The sequence below is a fragment of the Vibrio sp. TBV020 genome (assembly GCF_046056895.1).
Classification (GTDB): Bacteria; Pseudomonadota; Gammaproteobacteria; order Enterobacterales; family Vibrionaceae; genus Vibrio.
Map to the genome: position 1 here is coordinate 1419539 of NZ_JBEEAQ010000001.1, position 22384 is coordinate 1441922.

24 protein-coding genes are annotated in these 22384 nt (G+C 42.1%); 14 read left to right on the forward strand and 10 right to left on the reverse strand.

Annotation, left to right across the window (positions count from 1 at the left end; genetic code table 11):
* Positions 1-2 precede the first annotated feature (2 nt).
* Both phrB and AAFX28_RS06100 read left to right on the forward strand, forming a co-directional pair.
* Positions 3-1430, forward strand: coding sequence for a deoxyribodipyrimidine photo-lyase (gene phrB / locus AAFX28_RS06095; RefSeq protein WP_408686578.1), 1428 nt, complete (start codon positions 3-5; stop codon positions 1428-1430).
* Positions 1420-2325 (forward strand): L,D-transpeptidase family protein, encoded by a 906-nt coding sequence (locus AAFX28_RS06100; RefSeq protein ID WP_408686579.1) that lies wholly within the window; start codon positions 1420-1422, stop codon positions 2323-2325. Before phrB ends, AAFX28_RS06100 begins: the two co-directional genes overlap by 11 nt.
* A 53-nt stretch (positions 2326-2378) precedes the next feature.
* Here the strand turns inward: AAFX28_RS06100 and AAFX28_RS06105 are convergent, their stop codons facing one another.
* Positions 2379-2627 (reverse strand): Lpp/OprI family alanine-zipper lipoprotein, encoded by a 249-nt coding sequence (locus tag AAFX28_RS06105; protein ID WP_408686580.1) that lies wholly within the window; start codon positions 2625-2627, stop codon positions 2379-2381.
* A gap of 343 nt (positions 2628-2970) precedes the next feature.
* Between AAFX28_RS06105 and AAFX28_RS06110 the strand changes: the two genes are divergently transcribed.
* Entirely contained in the window at positions 2971-4314 is a 1344-nt protein-coding gene (locus AAFX28_RS06110; protein WP_408686581.1) for a DEAD/DEAH box helicase, read from the forward strand.
* Between the two features lie 65 nt (positions 4315-4379).
* On the opposite strand, the gene AAFX28_RS06115 is transcribed toward AAFX28_RS06110, so the two are convergent.
* Entirely contained in the window at positions 4380-6023 is a 1644-nt protein-coding gene (locus AAFX28_RS06115; RefSeq protein WP_408686582.1) for a methyl-accepting chemotaxis protein, read from the reverse strand.
* A 368-nt stretch (positions 6024-6391) separates the two neighbouring features.
* On the opposite strand from AAFX28_RS06115, the gene AAFX28_RS06120 reads away from it, so the two are divergent.
* The 4 genes from AAFX28_RS06120 to pstB all read left to right on the forward strand — a co-directional run bounded on the left by AAFX28_RS06120 (position 6392) and on the right by pstB (position 9957).
* Complete coding sequence (locus AAFX28_RS06120) at positions 6392-7213, forward strand: phosphate ABC transporter substrate-binding protein (RefSeq protein ID WP_408686583.1); 822 nt, start codon at positions 6392-6394, stop codon at positions 7211-7213.
* A 99-nt stretch (positions 7214-7312) separates the two neighbouring features.
* Positions 7313-8242: a phosphate ABC transporter permease subunit PstC gene (gene pstC / locus AAFX28_RS06125; protein WP_408686584.1), complete on the forward strand. Its 930-nt coding sequence runs from the start codon at positions 7313-7315 to the stop codon at positions 8240-8242.
* A gap of 41 nt (positions 8243-8283) precedes the next feature.
* Complete coding sequence (pstA, locus tag AAFX28_RS06130; RefSeq protein ID WP_408686824.1) at positions 8284-9147, forward strand: phosphate ABC transporter permease PstA; 864 nt, start codon at positions 8284-8286, stop codon at positions 9145-9147.
* A gap of 60 nt (positions 9148-9207) precedes the next feature.
* Positions 9208-9957 (forward strand): phosphate ABC transporter ATP-binding protein PstB, encoded by a 750-nt coding sequence (pstB, locus tag AAFX28_RS06135; protein WP_408686585.1) that lies wholly within the window; start codon positions 9208-9210, stop codon positions 9955-9957.
* Positions 9958-10037: 80 nt separating this feature from the next.
* Here the strand turns inward: pstB and AAFX28_RS06140 are convergent, their stop codons facing one another.
* Genes AAFX28_RS06140 through AAFX28_RS06150 form a run of 3 tightly spaced genes read right to left on the reverse strand, consistent with a single transcriptional unit; the run spans position 10038 to position 12037 of the window.
* On the reverse strand, positions 10038-10394 hold the full coding sequence (locus tag AAFX28_RS06140) for a hypothetical protein (protein WP_408686586.1): 357 nt from the start codon (positions 10392-10394) through the stop codon (positions 10038-10040).
* Positions 10395-10400: 6 nt separating this feature from the next.
* The gene (locus AAFX28_RS06145; RefSeq protein ID WP_408686587.1) at positions 10401-11354 is read right to left on the reverse strand and encodes a curlin; all 954 of its coding nucleotides are present in this window, start codon (positions 11352-11354) and stop codon (positions 10401-10403) included.
* 50 nt (positions 11355-11404) lie between these two features.
* Complete coding sequence (locus AAFX28_RS06150) at positions 11405-12037, reverse strand: curlin subunit CsgB (RefSeq protein ID WP_408686588.1); 633 nt, start codon at positions 12035-12037, stop codon at positions 11405-11407.
* Positions 12038-12448: 411 nt separating this feature from the next.
* On the opposite strand from AAFX28_RS06150, the gene AAFX28_RS06155 reads away from it, so the two are divergent.
* From AAFX28_RS06155 to AAFX28_RS06165, 3 genes are all read left to right on the forward strand, one after another.
* Positions 12449-12910, forward strand: a complete 462-nt coding sequence (locus AAFX28_RS06155; protein WP_408686589.1) for a curli production assembly/transport protein CsgE — start codon at positions 12449-12451, stop codon at positions 12908-12910.
* Positions 12911-12974: 64 nt separating this feature from the next.
* Positions 12975-13331, forward strand: a complete 357-nt coding sequence (locus tag AAFX28_RS06160; RefSeq protein ID WP_408686825.1) for a curli assembly protein CsgF — start codon at positions 12975-12977, stop codon at positions 13329-13331.
* Between the two features lie 13 nt (positions 13332-13344).
* A complete protein-coding gene (locus AAFX28_RS06165; protein ID WP_408686590.1) occupies positions 13345-14181 on the forward strand; it encodes a CsgG/HfaB family protein in 837 nt (278 codons plus the stop codon).
* Here the strand turns inward: AAFX28_RS06165 and AAFX28_RS06170 are convergent.
* The 5 genes from AAFX28_RS06170 to AAFX28_RS06190 form a co-directional block, all read right to left on the reverse strand.
* The gene (locus tag AAFX28_RS06170; RefSeq protein WP_408686591.1) at positions 14178-15272 is read right to left on the reverse strand and encodes a GGDEF domain-containing protein; all 1095 of its coding nucleotides are present in this window, start codon (positions 15270-15272) and stop codon (positions 14178-14180) included. The two genes, AAFX28_RS06165 and AAFX28_RS06170, sit on opposite strands and share 4 nt — an antisense overlap.
* Complete coding sequence (locus AAFX28_RS06175; RefSeq protein WP_408686592.1) at positions 15256-15738, reverse strand: hypothetical protein; 483 nt, start codon at positions 15736-15738, stop codon at positions 15256-15258. Before AAFX28_RS06175 ends, AAFX28_RS06170 begins: the two co-directional genes overlap by 17 nt.
* 176 nt (positions 15739-15914) lie before the next feature.
* On the reverse strand, positions 15915-17285 hold the full coding sequence (locus AAFX28_RS06180; RefSeq protein WP_408686593.1) for a YjiH family protein: 1371 nt from the start codon (positions 17283-17285) through the stop codon (positions 15915-15917).
* A gap of 239 nt (positions 17286-17524) precedes the next feature.
* Positions 17525-18190 carry a YoaK family protein gene (locus AAFX28_RS06185; protein WP_408686594.1) on the reverse strand — a complete coding sequence of 222 codons (666 nt, stop codon included), beginning with the start codon at positions 18188-18190 and terminating at the stop codon, positions 17525-17527.
* An 89-nt stretch (positions 18191-18279) separates the two neighbouring features.
* Positions 18280-18687 (reverse strand): GFA family protein, encoded by a 408-nt coding sequence (locus AAFX28_RS06190; protein WP_408686595.1) that lies wholly within the window; start codon positions 18685-18687, stop codon positions 18280-18282.
* A gap of 72 nt (positions 18688-18759) precedes the next feature.
* Here AAFX28_RS06190 and AAFX28_RS06195 point away from each other — a divergent pair, with 72 nt between their 5' ends.
* From AAFX28_RS06195 to ompW, 4 genes are all read left to right on the forward strand, one after another.
* Positions 18760-19371: a hypothetical protein gene (locus tag AAFX28_RS06195; protein WP_408686596.1), complete on the forward strand. Its 612-nt coding sequence runs from the start codon at positions 18760-18762 to the stop codon at positions 19369-19371.
* A 104-nt stretch (positions 19372-19475) separates the two neighbouring features.
* Entirely contained in the window at positions 19476-19775 is a 300-nt protein-coding gene (locus tag AAFX28_RS06200; RefSeq protein ID WP_408686597.1) for an isoamylase early set domain-containing protein, read from the forward strand.
* A 207-nt stretch (positions 19776-19982) separates the two neighbouring features.
* Positions 19983-21236, forward strand: a complete 1254-nt coding sequence (locus AAFX28_RS06205; protein WP_408686826.1) for a peptidoglycan DD-metalloendopeptidase family protein — start codon at positions 19983-19985, stop codon at positions 21234-21236.
* A 236-nt stretch (positions 21237-21472) separates the two neighbouring features.
* Positions 21473-22114: an outer membrane protein OmpW gene (gene ompW, locus AAFX28_RS06210; RefSeq protein WP_408686598.1), complete on the forward strand. Its 642-nt coding sequence runs from the start codon at positions 21473-21475 to the stop codon at positions 22112-22114.
* The last annotated feature ends 270 nt before the right edge of the window (positions 22115-22384 follow it).

The window sequence follows — 22384 nt, forward strand, 5'->3', positions numbered from 1 at the left end:
TAATGAAGATAGTTTGGTTTCGCCGGGATTTACGTGTTGACGATAATTCCGCGTTAGTTTCTGCGATAGAGTCAGAAGAACCTGTTGTCGCTGTTTATATCGCGACGCCCCAGACATGGCGCAACCACAATCATTCAGCAATTCAAGCGGATCTCATTTTCAGAAGGTTGATTGCTCTTAAACATGAACTTGCGGAGCTTAACATACCACTGTATTACGCGCAGGTAGACACTTTTTCTCTTTCTGCACAGCTCATTGCAAATCTCGCTCTGGAGGTTGGGGCAAGCTCTGTGAGTTTAAACAAAGAGTATGAGTTCAATGAACGAAACCGTGACGGCGAGTTGTTACATCTTCTGAGTCATGCCCAAATTGATGTACATGCTTTTGATGATAAATGTATCTTTCCTCCTGGTTCGGTTAAGAACAAACAAGGTGAATATTTCAAGGTATTTACTCCGTTTAAACGTGCCTATCTAACCAAACTTTACCAATTGTCCTTTGTAGTCAATAAACCGCGCGCATTAAATCAACAGGCAGTCCTTAACTCTGAATTGGTAGAACTCTTTAACGAAGAATCTGTGTTTGATTACCCAAGAGAGCCCAGCGAACATTTCCCAATTGAACGAGAAGAGATCATTAGAAAGCTGAGAGACTTTGTTGCAAACAATGCCGAGGCTTATTCTGACCGACGAGACTTTCCTGCTATAAACGGTACAAGCTCTCTTTCTTGCTACCTTGCGATTGGCGCACTGTCCGTAAGGCAATGCATGGCGAGACTGATGCACCAACAACCCTTACCAGTGGAAGGTGGACGTGAAGTGTGGCAGAGCGAGTTGATTTGGCGTGAGTTTTATCAGCACTTGATTTACTTTGAACCAAAGTTATCGAAAGGCCATAGTTTTACACCGTGGGGAGATAATTTGGTTTGGCGGAACAATCCAACAGATATAGAAGCTTGGAAGCAGGGCAAGACAGGATATCCCATTGTGGATGCAGCTATGGCGCAACTCAATCGTACCGGTTGGATGCATAACCGCCTTCGCATGATCGTTGCCAGCTTTTTAGTGAAAGATTTACATGTTGATTGGCGTATTGGTGAAGAGTACTTCATGTCTAAGCTGATTGATGGCGATTACGCGGCGAATAATGGTGGTTGGCAATGGTGCGCATCAACGGGTTGTGACGGGCAACCTTACTTTAGGATCTTTAACCCAGTGACTCAGGGAGAGAGGTTTGACCCTAAAGGCGAATTTGTTCGCGAGTGGTTACCTGAGTTAAGGCAAGTGCCCGACAAAGTTCTCCATAAGCCGTGGCATTGGTCAGAGTCCAATTTTCTGAGTTATCCTGCGCCGATAGTTGATCATAAGACCGAAAGAGAGATAACCTTAGGCCTTTATAAAGATGCTAAGGAAAAAGTCGATGGTGCGTAAGTTTATCGCGCTACTTGCATGTTTTAGTACAACTGCATTTTCAGCAACTTATGAGTTGCCAGCGGAAGGAAGTAGTATTGTTGGTCGTACCCAGTATCACCAAGTTCAAGAAGGTGATACCTTGGCAAATATTGCGAAACAATATGATGTTGGTTTTCTCTCTCTTATGGCGGCTAATAAAGGTGTCGACCCATTTCTGCCAGAAGTCGATTATGTTCTTACTATTCCTACACAGATCATATTGCCTAATGTAGAGCGCGAAGGGATTGTGATTAACTTAGCTGAACTGCGATTGTATTACTTCGAGCCTGAATTAAACCAAGTGCATATTTTTCCTGTAGGCATTGGCCGAATTGGGCGAGATACGCCTGAAATGCAGACTACCATTAGCCAAAAACGTCCCAACCCTACTTGGACGCCACCTACATCGATTAGAAAAGAGTACTTAGCCAAAGGGATTGAACTACCTGCTGTTGTGCCAGCAGGACCAGAAAACCCGCTAGGGGAATATGCGCTAAGATTGGCTTACGGTGTAGGAGATTACCTAATCCACGGAACAAATAAAGATTTTGGGATTGGTCTTCGTGTGAGCTCAGGGTGCATTCGAATGGATCCAAAAGATATTGAGTGGCTATTCCCTCAAGTCAAACTGGGCGAAAAGGTTCGCGTCATTAATGAGCCGATCAAAGTAGCGTTAGAGCCGGATAGAAGTGTGTTCTTGGAAGCACATGAACCGTTAACCCGCAGCGACGGTGTTAAGCAAACTCTTGTCGTACCTCAAGAATTAACGTGGTGGTTGGAAGAATTTGAACATTCTGATGTAAAAGTTCGAGCAGCCATTCTGGCTCAAAATGGTGTACCAATCGAAGTGGTAGCACCAAGTTTTATCAATTAACTACGAATAAAAAAAAGGGGCTAATTAGCCCCTTTTTTCAGAATTTAACGCAATTACTTAGTGTAAGACTGAGCAATGTTGTCAATGCGCTCGTTTGCACGTGCCGCTTCTTCTTGTGCAGCCATAGCAGCATCGCCAGATTTACCGACTTCAGCTTGTAGAGCTTGAACGTCCTGGCTTAGTTGACTAACTTGATTGCTTAGCTCATCCAATTGTGCTGTTGTCGCTTCGTCTGGACCAGACGCACAACCCGCTAGTAGAAGAACAGAAGATGCAGCAGCTGCGATCAACATTTTGTTCATAAAGAACTCCTTGCATGTATAAGTATCAATAAAATGTCCTATGCGTTCTATATCGTATAGTGACGAGATCAGTGTAGCTCCAAAAAGGGTGTTCCAAAAGCACCGAAAAGTCAAAAAAACCCAAGTTTTTAAGTAATTATCAAATAAGTTGACCAAAGTCTCATTGATGAGAGCAATAAATGTATGTGCCATAGCAAACTATTTGTGTTGTTTCATCGCATAACCAGAATATTTTCTGTGATCTCTATCCTCTTAATAGGAATCCAGTTATCATAGCCTGTTTTTGAAATTATTTTTGTTGCTGGTGGTGCCAAAGTAACCACTAGTAACTCTCAGCCATTGAATGGAGAATACTTTGTATTTTAAAGATTTAGGTTTAGACAATCGCTTACTTAAGAACTTGAAGCATTTTGACTTTAAGAAAGCGACAGAGATCCAGCAGAAAGCGATTCCAGTCGCTATTGCAGGTAAAGATCTGTTGGCTTCTTCAAAGACGGGTTCTGGCAAAACTTTAGCCTTTGTTCTTCCTATGCTTCACAAGTCTCTAAAAAATAAAGCGTTTTCTGCAAAGGATCCAAGAGCGGTGATTCTTGCTCCAACGCGTGAGCTAGCGAAACAAGTTTACGGTGAATTGCGTTCAATGCTTGGTGGTTTGTCTTATGACGCAACCTTGATTGTTGGTGGTGAAAACTTTAATGACCAGGTAAAAGCGTTACGCAAATACCCTAAGTTCATTGTCGCAACACCAGGACGTTTGGCCGATCACTTAGAGCATCGCTCTTTATTCCTTGATGGCCTTGAAACTCTTGTGTTAGATGAAGCTGACCGCATGTTGGACCTAGGTTTTGCTCCAGAGCTTCGTCGTATTCACAACGCGGCTAAACACCGCCGTCGTCAAACTCTTATGTTCTCAGCAACATTGGACCACGCTGAAGTTAACGATATTGCTTTTGAGATGCTTGATGCACCTAAACGTATTGCAGTTGGCGCTGCGAGTGAAGAACATAAAGATATCACGCAGAAATTCTACCTTTGTGATCACCTAGATCATAAAGAAGCGATTCTGGATCGTATTCTGGAAGAAGCTGAATATAAACAGCTGATTATCTTTACGGCAACCCGCGTTGATACAGAGCGCCTGACTCAGAAACTGAATGAGAAGAAGCTGAAAGCTATCGCATTGAGCGGCAGCCTCAACCAGACTCAACGAAATACGATCATGAGTCAGTTTGAGCGTGCTGTGTTTAAGATTCTTGTTACGACTGATGTTGCTTCCCGTGGTCTTGATATTGCCAACGTCACACACGTCGTTAACTTTGATATGCCTAAGCACACAGAAGAGTACGTACACCGTGTAGGTCGTACTGGCCGAGCGGGTAATAAAGGTGATGCGGTATCACTGGTTGGCCCTAAAGATTGGGATAGCTTTAAACGTGTGGAAACATACTTACAGCAAGACTTATCGTTCTCTGAGCTAGAAGGCTTACAAGGTAAGTTTAAGGGACTGCGCCCACGTAAGCCGGATTACCGTAACAAAGGTAAAGCTGGCCAGAAAGCGAAACCACAAGCTAAGAAAGCACCGAAGAAGCCAGTTAAGCGCGATAAAAGCTTCCACCAGAACGTGGCGGTGGGTGATTCAGTATTTATTCCAAAGAAGAAAGTCGCACCTAAGGTCGATGACGAGTAATCTAAGCGTAGAATTTAAAAAGGGTTGCCAATTGGCAACCCTTTTTTGTTTAGGTACTAGTTGATTTAAACTTTGAAGAAGCCTAGTTGCTGTTTTTGGTTTTCAGCCAAATTAGATAGCTCTTGGCTTGCAGCAGCAGACTGAGTGATACCTGTTACATTCTGACTCACAAGCTCGTAGATGTTACCTAGGTTCTTGTTGATATCAGATGTGACTTGTCCTTGCTCTTCAGACGCAACAGCAACTTGAGCATTTAGAGAGGTCAGCTCTGAGATAGAGCTACTGATATTGTTTAGCGACTCACTGACCTGAACCGCTTGAAGTTGGTTCTGTTGCAGCATTTCTAAACTTGTGGTCATGCTGTTATTGGCAGTTCCAGATTGACGTTGCAACTCTTCAATAATCGACTGTATCTCTTTTGTTGATTCTTGTGTTCTAGCAGCAAGCATACGAACTTCATCTGCAACAACAGCAAACCCTCGTCCACTTTCACCGGCACGTGCGGCTTCAATCGCAGCATTAAGCGCTAATAAGTTGGTTTGTTCAGAGATACTCTCAATAACCTCAATGACTTTACCGATTTGTTCCGATTGGTCTTGTAGGCTATTTACGACATTGGCCGCTTCTTCAAGCTGGTCGGCCATCTTGGCACTGGTTTGAGTATTTTGTTCGAAAATAGCTAGGCTTTCTCGAGCAAGCTTATCGGCATTTGTTGAGGCTGCATCTGCTAGGTTGGCATTTTGCGTGACTTCGGCAGCCGTACTTTCCATTTGGTTAATGGCAGAGGCCACTTGCTCAACTTCGTTTTTCTCTTGATCCGAGTTCGCACTTGATTGTGTCATGACGGCTGCAAGTTCAGTTGATGCAGAAGCAACATCCACACTTATACGAACCAATGAGTCTACCGTTTCCTTTAGCTGCACTGTTGTAGAGTTGAAGTCACGAGAAAGGGCAGTGATTTCATTGTTGCCTTCTTCGACAACACGCACTTTTAAGTCTCCTTGAGCCAACTGTTGCATTGCTGTTTGTAGCTTCTTAATCGGGGTAACAATAATACCAGCAAGAACCCAGCTGATAATGAAGGCGAGCAGTAACACTAAAGATAATCCGATAATTGAGCTGGTCATTACCGTTGAGTGTATTTCACTGTTTTGTTTTACGCCCTCGATAGCCAAGGTATTCAGTTTGCTCGATAGAGCTTTAATGCCTTGAACCATCGCTTTTCCTTTATCACGATAAACAGAAGAAGCTTGGTCGTACTGACGTTGAAAATCGTCGGATAAGTTGCTCTGGCTGTGCTTGATCTTAAGCAGTGGAATCATAGTGTCGATCGAGTAATTGACATAGTTTTCGATCGCCAACTCCATTTGGTTGATTTCACTCTTTAGTCCAGGAACAGCCCCAAGTGAATCTAGTAGACGTTGGTTTTCATTCTGTTTAGCGCGCAACGTTGATTGTAACTGTGCGACGTCATCGGCACGAAACAAGCTATAGATCGCTTTGATGCGCATTCCATAGGTGTTATCGATGATTTTAGTTAGTTGATCTTTGTGACTGATGACTTCTTCGGTGGATTCGGTCACCTCCTGAAATGCATCTTTCAGGCTTGTTGTACTATAACTAATACCAATAAGAAGGAGTATTAAAGTAAACAAAACAGGTACGACAACCTGTAGCTTTATCGATAAGCCGCTTAATAACTGGCGCATTAAAAATCCTCTGTGATGAATTGATTCATTTATTATTATTCTTATGGAGAATGATTCTAATTTCTTTATTAGATAATTCAACGCAGAAATAAAGTGGTTTTTCTAAACTTTGAAGAGACGCTATGCAACAATATTTCCATTAATATTCATAGGGTTACTGAAAAATATTTCGCATGGCGTAAAATCCTTCTTACAGTTTATCGTACGCCTTGTTTAAACGTTTGCGTCAGGTTTCTTATCAAGATTCTAAAAAATGCATCTGTCACAGAGGCTTCAACTAAGTGAAACACAACTGTCATATTCAAATCCTAAAGTGAGCACCGTTCAAGTGAAACACAACGGCAAAAAGGCCACTTAAGGAAATTGTGATGAAAAAGACAGTAATCGGTGCAATCGCACTACTAGGCGCAATGGCAGTGACTCCAGCTTCTGCTAAAGAAACTATCTCTGCAGTGGGCTCTAGCAGCGTAACTCCACTGATGGAAGTTTTCTCTGAAACATACATGAAGACAAACTCAAACGTATTTATCGAGGTTCAAGGCCCAGGTTCTTCTGCTGGCGTAAAAGCGGCGAAAAATGGTAGTGCAGACCTAGGTATGTCTTCTCGTAACCTAAAAGATTCTGAAAAAGAGCCAGCACTAAAAGAACTTACAGTTGCATTGGACGGTATCGCAGTAGTTGTAAACCCTAAGAACGCACTTAATGGTTTAACCGCTGAGCAAGTAACTGCTATCTACAAAGGCGACATTACAAACTGGAAAGATGTTGGTGGCGCAGATAAGCCTATCGTAGCAATCACTCGCGACACTGCTTCTGGTACTCGCGGTGCGTTTGAAGACATCATGAAACTTAAGAAGAAGATTTCTGGTAAAAAAGTTTCTGCAATCTCTCAACGTGCTCAAGTTGCAAACGGCAACGGTGCTCTAAAAACAATGGTTGCATCAAACCCTTACGCAATTGGCTACATTTCACTAGGTACAGTTGATTCATCGGTTAATGCACTGTCAATCAACGGTACAGAAGCGTCTGTAGACAATGTTAAGAACGGCACTTACAAGGTAGCACGTCCATTCCTAGTACTTTACAAAGAAGGCAAGCCTTCAGCTGAAACTCAGAAGTTCCTAGATTGGATGGTTTCAGACTCAGCTCAGGCTCTTGTTGATAACAAAGGCTACATCTCAGTTAACTAATTCAACGTTACTCCAATTATTTGCTCAGCCCACACTTTCGGGCTGAGCGTTTTCAATCCATTTCGCACCTGCTTTCGGGTCGAACTGTGAGATTTACTAATGACCATCGCAAATAGTGAAAAGCTTATGAATATTGAAGCGACTCAATTGAATAAGTCAGGCCTACGCATGAAAAAACGCGTAGACTGGAGAGAACGAATCTTCCACGGACTGTTTCTAACTAGTGCTGTTATCGGCATTGTTTCTCTGGCGGTAATCGCTTATTTCATTGTTAAAGAGAGTATTCCTGCGTTCCAAGAAGTGGGCGTCTCAGGCATCGTTTTAGGCCAAGATTGGCTTCCACCTGCACTTTACGGTGTTGCGACGATGATCGTTGCTTCAATTGTCTCTACGCTCGGAGCCGTTGTTGTAGGTGTTCCAATTGGCGTACTTACTGCCATTTATATTGCTGAAATCGCACCAAAGCGAGTTGCAGATATCATCCGCCCAGCTGTTGAGTTGCTTGCGGGTATTCCTTCTGTTGTTTATGGCTTCTTTGGCCTTGTTATTATCGTTCCTCTAATCCAGAACGTCTTCAATGTTCCAGCGGGTAACACCATCCTTGCCGGTATCATCGTTCTTGGTGTGATGATCCTACCTACGGTTATTACGGTTTCTGAAACATCCATTCGTGCAGTGCCGAGAACATATAAAGAAGGCTCGTTAGCGTTAGGCGCATCGAAAATATTCACTATTTTTAAATTGCTCGTACCGGCTGCACGCAGCGGGATTATGACAGGCGTTATTTTGGGCATTGGCCGCGCTCTTGGTGAAACGATGGCGATCATCATGGTAATGGGTAATGCACCCGCAATGCCAGAAGGTATCTTGGATTCGGCTCGTACATTGACAGCCAACATCGCGATAGAAATGTCTTATGCAAGCGGCGTCCATGCTAATGCGTTGTACGCAACCGGTGTTGTTTTACTGGTGTTTATCATGTCTTTGAACGCGATTCTTCTGTACTTAAACCGTGAGAAGGCGAGGTAACAACGATGTCTTCAGTAAATAATCATTCTCGAGCTTCTAATATGGATAAGGCAAAACTAAAAAAAGCGCGTCAGAACAAAGACAACATCTTAAATGCTTTTGTTTGGGCAGCAGCCGCGCTTACTGTTGGTTTCCTGTTTTGGATTATTTGGTACATCCTTTCCAATGGTCTACAACATGTCGATTGGAACTTCATTACTGACAACTACACTCGCACCGGGGAAGAGCACGGTATCTTCCCGATGATTGTCGCAACTATCTATATGGTTATTGCTTCAATCGCTGTAGCTGCTCCACTTGGGATTATGACAGCGATTTACTTGACTGAGTACGCGAAAGTAGGCAGTAAGCTGGTAAAAGTGATTCGCTTCTGTACTGAGTCACTGGCGGGCATCCCATCGATTATCTTTGGTCTATTTGGTATGACCTTCTTCGTTGCGATACTCGGGCTAGGGTTCTCGATCCTATCAGGTGCTCTGACGCTGAGTATTTTGATTCTGCCAGTTATTATCCGTACAACAGAAGAAGCGTTAATGGCAGTGCCACAAACGTACCGTGAAGGTTCATACGGACTAGGTGCTTCAAAAATTTACACAATCTGGCGTTTGATTCTTCCAAGTGCAATGCCAGGTATCTTAACTTCGGTCATTCTGAGTATTGGTCGTGTAATCGGTGAATCTGCTCCAGTATTTCTAACTGCGGGTATGGTGGCACGTATACCAGACTCTTTGTTGGACTCTGGACGTACATTAACGGTTCACTTATACAAGCTGACTACCGAGCTATTCACTATTGAAGAGTGGAACCAAGCATACGGGACAGCGACAGTACTTATCGTAGTCGTGCTACTTATTAACACAGTAACGAAACTGATTGCACGACGTTTCAATACAGCAACTTACTAATGATTGCTGAGCATTAAAAATACTGACACCAACAGAATTGACGAATTGAGAGAAATGAAAATGAACAAGTTTAATATTGAGAATCTAGATCTTTTTTACGGCGAAAACCAAGCGCTAAAATCGATTAACCTGCCAGTACCTGAGCGCCAGGTAACGGCTTTGATCGGCCCATCGGGTTGCGGTAAGTCGACGCTTCTACGTTGTCTGAACCGCATGAATGACTTGATTGAAGGCGTGAAAATAACGGGCCGTCTTGAGATGGACGGCGACGATATCTACGGCAATATTGATGTAGCGGATCTTCGCATTAAGGTAGGCATGGTATTCCAAAAGCCAAACCCATTCCCTATGAGCATTTATGAGAATGTTGCTTATGGTCTGCGTGCTCAAGGTATCAAAGATAAGAAGCATATTGACGAAGTTGTTGAGCGTTCGCTACGTGGTGCAGCGTTATGGGATGAAGTAAAGGACCGCTTAAAGTCACACGCATTCGGCCTATCTGGTGGTCAACAGCAACGTCTGTGTATTGCGCGTACCATTGCAATGGAACCTGATGTAATTTTGATGGATGAGCCTACGTCAGCACTTGACCCAATCGCGACACATAAGATTGAAGAACTTATGGAAGAGCTGAAGAAGAACTATACGATTGTTATTGTGACTCACTCAATGCAACAAGCACGTCGTATTTCAGACCGCACTGCTTTCTTCTTGATGGGAGAACTGGTGGAGCACAATGATACTCAAGTTATTTTCAGTGAGCCAAAAGATGATCGTACTCGTGGCTATGTGAATGGCGACTTTGGTTAATCACTTTTGAATAAATAAATTATAACTATAAGCGATGGCACTTTGCCCCTCTACATAGAGGGGCTTTTTTATTGGCGTAATCATTGGCTAGGAGCTTGGCAGTCAGGCTTAAGAATAAGCATCGCCTGAGCTGAGTCGGTGGATAGTTGTATAGCGATATCCCTAGTGGGTTGTGAGATAGTTAGTTGATAGTGAGAGTTAGGCGAGAGTAGGTAACGAATGGTACTGGAGCTTTGAATTGATAGCTTTGAATTAGTAGGCGTTGCGCCACTCGTTTGAAAGGATAGCGTTACTGAGCCATGAGAGTGGTGACAAACAACCTCGGCAAAATCTGTAAAACGATAGCTGTAGATCTCTTGTGAAGTTGTTATATGTGGAGTGGAGATAAACAAAGCGATGCATAAAAGCATCGCTCTATTCGGTAGCTCTTTGTTCATACTTAGTTAGTTTTGAACAATGTTGACAACCGTACCGACAGAATTCGCCGCTACGACTGATGCAGCATCGTTTGCATTCTGCCAAACATTGATATCAAGTGTTTGAGAGTTTGTTACATCGACCAAAGCGTACGAAGTCGAAGAAGTTTGCTCAATATCGACAGTGTTATCAAATGAGTTCAAGCCAACATCGACGTAAGCTTCGTTATCGGTTGCTTGTGTAACGGTGATTTCGTTGTTATCGCTTCCCCAGTAAACATCAACTGAAGCGATGTTACCGTCCCCCTGAGTCACATTAACCGTGTTGTCATTTGAATCTCCCCATACATTGACGTACGAGTTGTTACTATCTCCACTTTGTACCACGCCGACAGTATTATCATTGCTGTTCCAAACATGAGTATGTGCATCATTGTCTGAACCATAAACAGTAGTGGTTAGGTTATTGTCTGCACCACCAAAGTACACTGCTGTATGCACATGGTTATTGTCGGCATCTTCGCCGATAATACTGGTCGTGGTGATGTTGCGATTACCACGAACATAAACGTCTACATCGTTGCCGTCAGCTCCGTCCGCGACAGTGACTGAAGAGTTATTTCGATTCCCAAATTGTTGGATATCTAAGTCGTTATCTAGGTTATCTGAGCCAGAAGTGGTTATTTGAGCGACGTTGCGATTACCCTCTTGTTCGATATCGAAACTGGAGTCAATCGCATATTCCGCAGTAACTGTAGCGTTGTTGCGGTTACCTGTTTGTAGGATCACTACTTCGTTAAATCCAGTATTTGTTAGACTAACCGAAGCATCATTTCCTAACAGTGGCTCAGCATGAGCTGTATTTTGTGTGATAGTCACGTCGTCTTCGATTGACGTTTGGAGTTCAACATCAGTTTCATTACCTGCATAAGCAGAACCAGATGCTAGAATGACTGAAATAGTGATTGCTAACTTTTTCATGAATAGATCCTTTATTTGTCCATTTATTGTGTTTTATCCTTTACGTCCTGTTACTGCTTAACGTAAATACCGCGATTCATATTGCTAAAGATGACGATTGAATCTCCGCCGTCTTGTTGTATGCCATAGCTAGAGTTTCCCTTATCAACGACGATGGCCGTATTTTGATTGTTTTCTTGCACTATGCTGATATCACTTCCGTAATCGGTATAGGAACAATCAAAACTTTGGCACTGCCTTAAATAAGCGATGTTGTTATTTCCCGTCTGGCTGATATAGCTGTTGTGGTTATAACCTGCCTGTATGATCTCTGCATAGTTATCTTGCCCCTCAGATTGCTCGATCACTGCGACATTCTTCGAACCTGATTGAGAAATAATCGCTGTGTTTCCAGTGACATTTCTTTGTACCACTTTGGCTTTATTCGCCCCGAGTCCATTGTTGAATTGACCTATATGAATGTCAGAGTCCATGGCATTTTCGAGCACTACTTCTGCATAGTTGCTGAAAGGAACAGACTTATCATATAGCTCTGAATATATCGGAGAATCGTCATAGAACTCACCAAATTCATTTGCCATGTCACTAGCGTAATTAACTTCAACCCCATCAGCATATATAGGACTTGTAGCTAATAAAGAAAGAGCAACAAGGCTGGTGGGAATTCGTTTTGGAATTTTCACTTTAACCTCCGTTAGAGCTCGAGTATTTTCCAAATGCGAGTGTATTATGATTTCTAGAATATTAAACTCAATAAACTAATAAATGAAAATGAATCATTCTATTATTTATTTAGTAGGGGGTTAGTATCATTTTTGACACAATATAGTTTATTGTTTTTAAGCTTTAGACTAATGCTATAGTTTATTTCTTTTTATAACTTATTGTTTTGTTATTAAGTTTTGTCTTGGTGTCCTAGTGATTGTTATAGTTTCTTTTTGTTTATTAATTGAGAAAATGTCTGTTTCAATATTAAGAATTTAATTATCATTGATAGAATGCTATTTTAACTTTACTCATTATCATATAAGTTCTATTTGGCTTTATTTGTAACAGTGAATAGTAACTATTAGCTGAGTGAGCAGGAGACTAATATGGGTCGATGTAAAGTAAAAAAACGTTCCCTATATTGTTTTTCCTTTCTATTGTTGTTTTTCTCGTTTGCAGGCAATGCGGTCATAGAAAATGAGGAGAAAATAGAAGATAGAAAAAGGTCACACTTACTTGAAAATGAAGTCGATGGCTTAATCATTGATCGAACAATGACTCGACTTGGTGATGATTTCTATTTTTTCTTTACCCAGTTGATGAATGAACGTCATGGTTCACTGGAAGAAAACTTAACAGTAAAGGAAAGGCCGACAGCGCTATCTGGGAGCATCATAAGCATTGTTCACCGGGAAAAGCTTATATACAGGACTGCCTTGTCTCCAGGTAGACAGCATGCAGAAGACAAAGCTAAAGAAGCGTTAAATGCGGTTACTTCTCACCTCTTAAGATGGAAAGCTCAACTTAGCTATCAAGACACGTTTGATTTAGCTCAGGATGAGTTTTAAAGGATTAGTTATGAAACCAAAGAATACTTTTCATTGGGCAGTCTTCGTATGTCTGTTTACTCCTATGTTATGGGCCACTGAACTTGTGTACACCCCCATAAACCCGAGTTTTGGTGGCAATGCTCTTAATAGCTCGCATTTGTTTGGTGTTGCAAATGCGATCAATGATTATCAAGCTCCAAGTGATGAATTTGGGTTTGATGAGGAATCTTCTCTTGACCGCTTGGCCAACAGCTTAGAGTCGCGCTTAATTAGCCAGCTCTTAGCGGATGTCGGGAACGGCAATACGGGCCAGTTAGAAACGGATGAATTTTTCTTAAATATTGTCGACGACAACGGTTCTTTGATTGTACAGATCGTCGATAAAGTCTCGGGTGAATCAACTGAAATAAAAGTTGCTGGCCTGAATCCAGATCAGTAGAGCAGGTCCGAATATGAGAACACTATTTTCTACTATGCTGTCCCTTTTGTTGGTCGGTTGCTCTAACTCTATGTCGATTCCGGACGCCGATGAAGCGCCGACATTGATGCCACGTGGCGCTTCTTACCAAGACCTCATTCAGTTACCACAACCTAAAGGTAAGATATTGGTGTCTGTTTATGATTTCCGAGATCAAACGGGTCAATATAAACCTCAGCCAAACAGTAACTTCTCGACTGCGGTTCCACAAGGCGGGACCGCATTACTTACCGCTTCGTTGCTCGATTCTAGATGGTTTATCCCGCTTGAAAGAGAAGGGTTACAAAATCTACTGACGGAACGTAAGATAATCCGAGCCGCTCAAAAAAAGGGTCAATCTGCGTCAAATCACGGGGATGACTTATCAGCATTGAGTTCGGCCAATGTCGTTATAGAAGGGGGAATTGTCGCCTACGACTCAAATATTAAAACTGGAGGGCTAGGGGCACGATACCTTGGCATTGGCTCTTCGGGAAAATATAGAACGGATCAAGTTACAGTAAACCTTAGGGCCGTGAATGTACGCTCTGGTCAAATACTGCTTAGCGTAACAACCAGCAAAACAATTTTCTCTCATGAGCTTACCGCTGGGGCATTCCGATTCATTGATTATAAAGACCTTCTCGAAGTAGAAATGGGTTATACGAACAATGAACCCGTTAATGTTGCTGTGATGTCAGCGATTGATGCGGCGGTCATTCACTTGATTGTTAGAGGGATCGGCAGAGGTTTATGGCAGCCTGAAAACAAAGCAGATTTGCAAGATGAAACTATTCAAAAATATGCGAGGCAGACACACCAAATTCTTTAACCGATAATTTTTCTACCGTTCTGCTTCTCAACGTACATTTTGCTATCAGCGATGAGGAGCAGTTCATTGGTGTCATGGGCATCATTAGGGTATGAGGCGAAGCCAATACTAGTACCTATGACAACCTCGTCGCTCTCGGTTACTCGAATTGGCTTGGTCATCTCTTTCGCGATAGTTCTAGATAACTGCTTAAGCTCAATTAAGGACGTTGTTCTAGTAATCAATGCGAATTCATCTCCTCCGATACGATAACTGAGCGGAGAGACTTCGTTTAAGCGTTTACCAAATGCCTTGAGTACTTTGTCTCCGGCTTGGTGTCCATATTGGTCGTTGACCTCTTTAAACCCATTCAAATCAAGTAAGTAAATCGTGAAGGGTTGGTCTTCACGGGTTTGGTACTTTAGATCGTTAAAAAGAGCTAATCGGTTGGCAATTCCAGTGAGAGAGTCCGTTAAAGACTGTTCTTTGTGAAATTCAGATTCTTTTTGCAGGATAAACATCACTAGTGCGATACAGCCGACCAGTAAGAACAGCAAAACGAGCTGGATATGGTTTAAGTCGCGGGCGGTTTGCATTTGAGTTTCGTAGAGAGGGCTCTTCACTCGAAAATTCGTATTGACGAAGTTAATCATCGACATATAGAGAAGATCGAACTCTTGCCCTAACTTGTCTGCATCCGCTTTTGAATCAAGCGATATTACCCTTGGCTCTAGTGCTTTGAATTGATTAAATAAGGTTTGAAAGTATTCTCTCGCACCAGGGAGAGTGATAAACGTGTCGGCCTCTTTGCTTGTCAGGAGTAAATCAAAGCGAGACCAGGTCAGCTCGTATTTGAGTTCAATTCGATAATGATAGTCGTCCACTTCTTCATAAAAGGGTGCAATGGTGTTGAGTTCAGAGAATTCTTTGGTTAGCTGAAACAAAAACCAAGTCGCTTGATTTTGCTGTTCACTGTATGACTCAGCATGTTGTCGGGTCGAGTTTAGAAAGTAAAGGTTAGCAGCCACGACAATGACGCTAAGCAAAAGAAGTAAGTACTTCGCCTTTATTAATAAAGAAGAGGGAGCGTTATAGTTATTTTGTTTCCACATCTTTGTGTCTATGTATCATTATCTCATCAATTTGCCACACCATCTGAGAGTGGAATGCAGCGTTATTCGTTTCAGGGTATTTATCAATATTAAACAGTAGCCAGTAAGGGCCTTTATCGCGAATTCTCATATTTTTTCCATCAACTTGATACGCAATGATTGGCTCAAATTCTTTGATATCAGAAACTTGGGAACTCGCAGCATAGTCGTTAAGTGCAATGAAAGAGACAGAGAAAGCATCATCAATATCTAGGCTTTTGAGTAAATCTGACACCTTAAATCCAGTGAATTCCTTTTTGTCTTGATACCAAGGCAAACTAGTCGTGAAGCTGGTAGGTTCGAACTGTGTAATGATTTCATCATGTGTCAGTGTTATAGGTGTAGCCTCACCGACTCGAATTACTAACTGAGCGCTAAACACTTGTAGGCTGACTAGCATTGGCAACAACAACCAAATCACTTTCATAAGCACTCCTTTGCAACTTATATTTATAAATCTAATTATAACTTTATTATATGTTCAGATTTCGCCTATTTAAATCTCTTTCTACTCATGATTTGACCAATGAGGACAGTTTTTGTCTAGGTGCTAGTGTCTAGATAAAAAAAAGCCCCTTAAGAGGGGCTTTAGGTATTCATTGATTAAAAAATCAGATGGGCGACGCCCGCGATAACCGGTAACGTAATCAAAGTACGTAAAATGAAGATCGCGAACAGTTCAAAAATATTAACTGGAATACGGCTACCCAATAGCAATGCGCCAACTTCAGACATGTAGATAAGCTGGGTTACTGACATAGCGGCAATGACAAATCGAGTCATTTCATTATCAATTGAAGCCGCTAAAATTGCTGGAATAAACATATCAGCAAAGCCAACAACGATAGTTTCTGATGCAGCAGCAGCTTCTGGAACGCCTAGCAGTTCTAAGAACGGGATGAAAGGTTGACCTAAGATACTAAATACTGAAGTGTACTCTGCGATCACTAGTGCGATAGTACCAAGGCCCATAACAACAGGTAATACGCCAAACACCATATCGACGGCATTTCGCACACCTTCACCAAAGACACCTTTGATTGACTTTACTTGAGCCGACTTTTTAAGTGCTAGCTCTAGGCCCCATGAAAATGTTGAGTGACCTTGGGGGATTGCATCTGCATCTTTGTTTGGGGTCGTACCATCAATGAACTCATTCTTTTTACGGCTTAGAGGTGGTAAGCGAGGAATAATGATTGCAGCAACGAGCCCCGCCAAACAAATCGCACCATAGAATGGCAGGAATAGGTGTTCAAGCTCGACTTGAGCAATCACAACTAAGCTGAAGGTAATAGAAACCGCAGAGAATGTCGTACCAACCACCGCAGCTTCACGCTGAGTGTAGAACTTATTCTCATACTGTTTACTGGTTAAAAGAATACCAACAGAGCCATCACCAAGCCAAGACGCCATACAGTCGATTGCACTACGACCTGGCAAGTTGAAAACAGGGCGCATGATCTTACTTAGAAGGGTACCGAAAAGCTCAAGTAGACCAAAATTCAGTAGCAGAGGTAGCAGTAGACCAGCAAAGATAAATACCGAGAATAGAGTCGGTAGCAGCCCTTCTAGTACCAGACCACCTGTATTTTCTTCCCATACGGCTTCTGGACCAACTTGGAAGAACGTCATTGCAACTGCTGCACCACCGATAACACGAACAAGCAACCAAAGTGGACTTGGGTTAAACAGTCCATTTAGGAATTCACTATTGGCAATAAAAGCAGGTGTTTTAATACGACAAAGCAGAGAGGCAACAGCCATGAAAGCGATGATGCTTGCCACCATGCCAACTAAGTGTTCACCAAAGATTGCTTGAATCGACTTCGCTAGAATCGCTACAGGAATAGTGATATCACCTTCAAAGCTGACTGGTGCCATGAAAAGGAATAACCCAATCATTGAAGGAATGAAGAACATCCAGAAGTTACCTTTCTTTTCGGTTTGTTCCGGACTTTGAGCGCTGTTTTGCATATGTTTCTCGAGTACAACTAGTCAAATAATAACTTGCCAATCCGTATGGCATATATATTCACTAAACGTCCATATTTATCGAAGAGGCGCAAGAGTAATGGCTTTTGACTATTCTTGCAATACTATTCAATAAATAGAGCTAACTATTCATGACAAAAAGTTGTCATGAGTCTGTTGGTTAGTGTTATGTGTTAACAATGTTAAGTTATTTAATTTTATGTAGCAAGATCGCGCAGTTCTTAGTTTTTAATGTGCTTATTGGATATAAAACGCCAGTAAGTGATTGCAAGTAGGGCGGATAAGAGTACTGGGCCAAGTAGAGCACCAATCTGGTAATGTGAGTACAGCTTTGCACCAATGAACCCGCCCGAAAGAAAACCGCAAAATATAAACATAAATAGTTTAGCTTTACGGTAGTCAAACTTTTCTCCGCGGATCTTTGCGCCAATCATCAAGCCTAAGTCTGTAATTATTCCGGTCATGTGCGTGGTGCGGACAATGGCGCCACTAAACGTGGTAAGCATGGCGTTTTGCAACCCACAAGCCGCTGATGCGAGATATTGCCCAGCTTGAAGATTATGTTTCAGTAACCAGTAAGCAAGTAACAAAAAGAGACTTTCTACACATAGAGCGAACCCATAGCGGCGGCCTAACTTCAATGCAGTGCTCTCGATAAATATTCCGCTGAGCGTGGCACCAAGCAAGAAGCTCATCAAAATAAAGAATAAGTGGCTGGTTTGCTGGTTGAACGCTTCAAGTGAAGTGCCAAGCAGTGTCACTGTCCCTGAAATGTGTGACACAGCTTGATGAGAAAACCCTAGTAGCCCGACGGCATTAACAATACCCGCAAGTAGGGCAAGTAGAAAAGCTCCTGATTCTACCCAACGTGGAAGTTTGGAAATCAAAATACGCTCCTTAAATTTTGAGCGTAATTATAGTGCTACACGTGCTAGACCGATAGGCTAAGTTCGAGTGAATTGTTGATCCCTGACAACTAAAGGTAATGTTCCATCTGACAATCAAACTTGACCCAACCTGTTTTCCTCTCTTCGTAGACAGAGAAGCTAGGGGTTGGTAGATCTTGCTCGTTAAAGATTCCCACAGGTATCACAAGGTAGTCGGGAGCGGCTTGAAGCTTTAACAGCATTGTTGTGCTGCATCGAGGACAAAATGAATACGTGACTTCATTCCCTGAGTCGCTGATGCGGGTATATTCGATCATCTCACCACTGAAGGATACTTGCTCCTTCTCAAAGCGGGCCTGGACACCAAATACGCTTCCTGTGCGTTTTTGACATTCGAAGCAGTGGCAGACGGCGGTTCGAGCAGGTTCACCTCTACAAACGAGGTTAACTTGGCCGCAGCTGCAATCGGCCATGCGAATTTTATGTGATTGCTCCATTTTATCTCCTTTCGTTTGCCTGATAACATGACGCGCAATAATAACGAAACCTGACTAATTATCTGTAGCCTCATGAAGAAACGCTTTTTACCTATTCCCCTTATTCTTTTGATTCCTATCGTATTACTAATAATAGTCTCTGTAGCAGGAGTTTATCGTTTTAGCTTATCGGATGAAGAGATCTTAGCCAAATTTCCTAGTCAATCTCCAAGCCAAGATTCAATTATGTCTACCGTCTTTGGTATTAATACTTCCAATCCGTGGACGGTAAAAATTCCAGAAAGTAGTGCATTTACGTTTATTGACGAAGTTGAACAGGGCAATCTTTTGAAAGGCACTTATGAAGATGGAGCAGAACGTGGCTCAGTGACTATGAACCGTGAGCAAATCATCAAGATGGATGCAAATACTTACCTCTCTATCTTATCATTGAGCAATCAAGGTTCAGGTCGATTCTATTATGTGATGGTTTCTCAATACGACGAGTTTCGTCAGCGTCTTATTACAAAAGATTCTGCGTTACTTGGAGACCGCATCGTTGTAAAAGCAATAGAAAGTAACCAACGAGATGTAACGGTAACCTTGCTTAAACATGAACAGAGTCAGGCTATGTCAGAGTCCCCGTCACAACAAGTGATACGCACATATCGTGTGACAAAAGAAGGTAGCTTAATTAGCCAGTAGATTATATCCAACTTCTCGAGCTTGAGAATGTGTAACAGTTTGCTTATGATTTGTACTGTTGTTAAGAGATGGAAAGAATTTTCGTTAAAGGAGTAAGCATAAGCATGATCAATAAACGTTTTTTTAAGACCAAAGATGAAGTTGAAGTGACGTTTGAAGTTGCTGAAAATGAAGTAGGGCAGTCGGTTGCAATTGTAGCGGATTTTCTTGATTGGGAACCTACAGAGATGAAGCGAGTGGCGAAATCCAAGTCTTTCAAATTTAGGACTAGGTTACCGAAAGACAGTCAATTCGAATTCCGTTACTTAGTTGATAATGAGAAATGGATAAATGACGCGAATGCAGACCGCTATCAACCGAATGGGTATGGCGAAGACAACGGTTTGATCTCCACTTATCAATAGTATCTATACAAAGTGACTAAATAGTCGAAGTTTACTGATAAAAGGGCGTTTTGAACGCCCTTTTTCGTTTAAATCTGACATTCCAAAGGTGACAAGCTTTAGACAAATTTGTACTCTTATGCCTTCTTTTTATTTCTATCTATAGGTCATACTGTGCAATCTAGAAGTTTGAAGTCCCGCTTCCAAGGGCTATCTATGCCAAAAAGGATGATGGTACTCACCCTACCAGTCATAGCGGCGATTGCTGTTTCATCAACTTCAGACCACCGTAGTCATCAAAGAACAATCGAGTTATCAATTCCAGAATCGGCAATTGTAAACAATATCCTGATGGAGCAAGAGTCGGTTCAAGATTACCCAAACTATGAATATGTAATTCAAGCCGGTGATAACCTAAGCAGTATCTTTGAGCAATTGGGCTTTGGTTACAGTGAACTTATGAAGATCATGGAAACCGATCTCAACTTCTTAGCACTTGATACGCTAAAGCCAGGTAACACGCTTCGATTTTGGAAAGACGAAGAATCGGGTTACCTAAGCAAGATGGAGTTAGAGTTCAGTCTGGTTGAGCGTGCTGTCTATAGTCGCCTAGATGACGGAAGCTATGAGTTCTCCGATATAAAAATTCCTGGTGAGTGGAAGTTGTTCCCAATGGTTGGTGAGATCAATGGCAGTTTTTCCCAATCTGTAAATTCGCTAGGCTTGGGAAACAATGAAATCGAGCAAATCGTTACGCTTCTTAAAGACAAAATCAATTTCGCCCGAGATCTCCGTGCTGGAGATAAATTCGAAGTTGTTCAATCTCGTCAGTTTGTCGATGAACAGCTAACTGGGAATCGCGAAATCAAAGCCGTAAAACTCTACAATCGTGATCGTGTTCTGACTGCTTACTTACACAGCGATGGTCAGTATTACGACCAAAAAGGGGACAGTTTACAGCGAGCGTTCCAACGTAAGCCTGTGAATGGTGGTTACCGCTTAAGCTCAAACTTTAATCCAACTCGTAAGCACCCTGTGACTGGACGCGTTTCTCCACACAATGGTACAGACTGGGCAACGCCAACAGGAACGCCAATTGTTTCAACAGGTGATGGTGTGGTCATTATGACCCGTAAACACCCATACGCTGGTAATTACGTCGTTATTCAACATGGCAGTCGATACAAGACGCGTTATTTACACCTAAGTAAAATTCTGGTTCGTAAAGGACAAAAAGTCTCGCGTGGACAGCGAATTGGATTATCGGGTTCAACAGGCCGAGTGACTGGTCCGCATATTCACTATGAATTGATTGATCGTGGGCGCCCAGTCAACGCTATGAAAGCGAATATCCCAATGGCGAGTTCGGTGCCTAAGAAAGAGATGGCAGCATTCAAGTCACAACGTGATGAAATGGATGAAATGCTAAGGCAAAAAGAACTTGAATTGGCAAACAACACTGGCTCGGATTCAACAAGTTAAATTAAGCTCCTTCGGGAGCTTTTTTGTTGAGTGATGAACATAAAAGTTGCATTACATAATTGTCACTAATGTTACAAGAATAAGTGATCGGCTCGATAAAAAACTAAACACATAGTCAATAAATTTTACAAATTGATTTCCCTCAATTTTTTGTGGTTTTTATGTGCTACTTTGCAGCGCAAATAACAATGATTCCTTCAATCAATTAAAACAAAACCCTACAAAAGGAAATCACAATGAATAAAACACTCTTAAGCCTTACTGTTCTTGCGACTCTTGCTTCTGCCAACGCGTTTGCTCATAAGGAAGGCGACTTCATCTTTCGTGCAGGTATTGCAACCGTATCTCCTAATGACGACAGTGGTGCTGTGATTGGTGACGCGAATACTAAGTTTTCGGTTGATTCTGACACCCAACTTGGTCTGACATTTGGTTACATGTTTACCGACAACATCAGCTTTGAAGTGCTTGCTGCATCGCCTTTCTCACACAAAATTTCTGCAACGGGCCTGGGAGAAGTTGCTGAAACTAAGCACCTACCGCCAACATTTATGGTTCAGTACTATTTTGGTGAAGCGAGTAGTGATTTCCGCCCTTATGTGGGAGCGGGTATCAATTACACTGTATTCTTTGATGAGTCATTGAATCAAGGTGCGCAACAAATTGGCTTAAACAGCTTGAGTTTGGATGATTCATGGGGCTTAGCTGCGAATGTCGGTATGGACTACATGATCAATGATGACTGGTTTGTGAATGCTTCAGTGTGGTATGCGGATATTGATACTACTGCGTCTTATAAACTAAATGACACTCAATTCCACACCGATGTTTCAATTGATCCGTGGGTATTTATGATTGCTGGTGGCTACAAGTTCTAAGCACCCAAGAAACTAAAAAAGGCTTCCAAATGGAAGCCTTTTTATTGTTATCAATTTTAGGAAGTTACTGACTGACTTTACCCAGTTTCAACCAAGTATCGATTACCGTATCAGGGTTAAGCGATACCGAGCTAATACTTTTAGCCATTAACCACTCAGCTAGATCAGTGTGATCCGATGGGCCTTGGCCAAATTAGTTACTTTAACTCCTTCGACTTAGAAACTTCCAGGATCAAAATACTATCCATAAAAACAAAAACAAGGCATAAT

Bases quoted from the DNA above. Each gene is read 5' to 3' on its own strand.
- AAFX28_RS06105 (WP_408686580.1), bottom strand. From the start codon at position 2,627: ATGAACAAAATGTTGATCGCAGCTGCTGCATCTTCTGTTCTTCTACTA.
- AAFX28_RS06180 (WP_408686593.1), bottom strand. From the start codon at position 17,285: ATGCAAAACAGCGCTCAAAGTCCGGAACAAACCGAAAAGAAAGGTAAC.
- pstB (WP_408686585.1), top strand. From the start codon at position 9,208: ATGAACAAGTTTAATATTGAGAATCTAGATCTTTTTTACGGCGAAAAC.
- AAFX28_RS06100 (WP_408686579.1), top strand. From the start codon at position 1,420: ATGGTGCGTAAGTTTATCGCGCTACTTGCATGTTTTAGTACAACTGCA.
- AAFX28_RS06175 (WP_408686592.1), bottom strand. From the start codon at position 15,738: ATGAAAGTGATTTGGTTGTTGTTGCCAATGCTAGTCAGCCTACAAGTG.
- AAFX28_RS06165 (WP_408686590.1), top strand. From the start codon at position 13,345: ATGAGAACACTATTTTCTACTATGCTGTCCCTTTTGTTGGTCGGTTGC.
- AAFX28_RS06205 (WP_408686826.1), top strand. From the start codon at position 19,983: ATGATGGTACTCACCCTACCAGTCATAGCGGCGATTGCTGTTTCATCA.
- AAFX28_RS06200 (WP_408686597.1), top strand. From the start codon at position 19,476: ATGATCAATAAACGTTTTTTTAAGACCAAAGATGAAGTTGAAGTGACG.
- AAFX28_RS06115 (WP_408686582.1), bottom strand. From the start codon at position 6,023: ATGCGCCAGTTATTAAGCGGCTTATCGATAAAGCTACAGGTTGTCGTA.
- AAFX28_RS06110 (WP_408686581.1), top strand. From the start codon at position 2,971: ATGGAGAATACTTTGTATTTTAAAGATTTAGGTTTAGACAATCGCTTA.
- phrB (WP_408686578.1), top strand. From the start codon at position 3: ATGAAGATAGTTTGGTTTCGCCGGGATTTACGTGTTGACGATAATTCC.
- AAFX28_RS06155 (WP_408686589.1), top strand. From the start codon at position 12,449: ATGGGTCGATGTAAAGTAAAAAAACGTTCCCTATATTGTTTTTCCTTT.
- AAFX28_RS06120 (WP_408686583.1), top strand. From the start codon at position 6,392: ATGAAAAAGACAGTAATCGGTGCAATCGCACTACTAGGCGCAATGGCA.
- AAFX28_RS06145 (WP_408686587.1), bottom strand. From the start codon at position 11,354: ATGAAAAAGTTAGCAATCACTATTTCAGTCATTCTAGCATCTGGTTCT.
- AAFX28_RS06190 (WP_408686595.1), bottom strand. From the start codon at position 18,687: ATGGAGCAATCACATAAAATTCGCATGGCCGATTGCAGCTGCGGCCAA.
- AAFX28_RS06160 (WP_408686825.1), top strand. From the start codon at position 12,975: ATGTTATGGGCCACTGAACTTGTGTACACCCCCATAAACCCGAGTTTT.
- AAFX28_RS06195 (WP_408686596.1), top strand. From the start codon at position 18,760: ATGAAGAAACGCTTTTTACCTATTCCCCTTATTCTTTTGATTCCTATC.
- AAFX28_RS06140 (WP_408686586.1), bottom strand. From the start codon at position 10,394: ATGAACAAAGAGCTACCGAATAGAGCGATGCTTTTATGCATCGCTTTG.
- pstA (WP_408686824.1), top strand. From the start codon at position 8,284: ATGGATAAGGCAAAACTAAAAAAAGCGCGTCAGAACAAAGACAACATC.
- ompW (WP_408686598.1), top strand. From the start codon at position 21,473: ATGAATAAAACACTCTTAAGCCTTACTGTTCTTGCGACTCTTGCTTCT.
- AAFX28_RS06170 (WP_408686591.1), bottom strand. From the start codon at position 15,272: ATGTGGAAACAAAATAACTATAACGCTCCCTCTTCTTTATTAATAAAG.
- pstC (WP_408686584.1), top strand. From the start codon at position 7,313: ATGACCATCGCAAATAGTGAAAAGCTTATGAATATTGAAGCGACTCAA.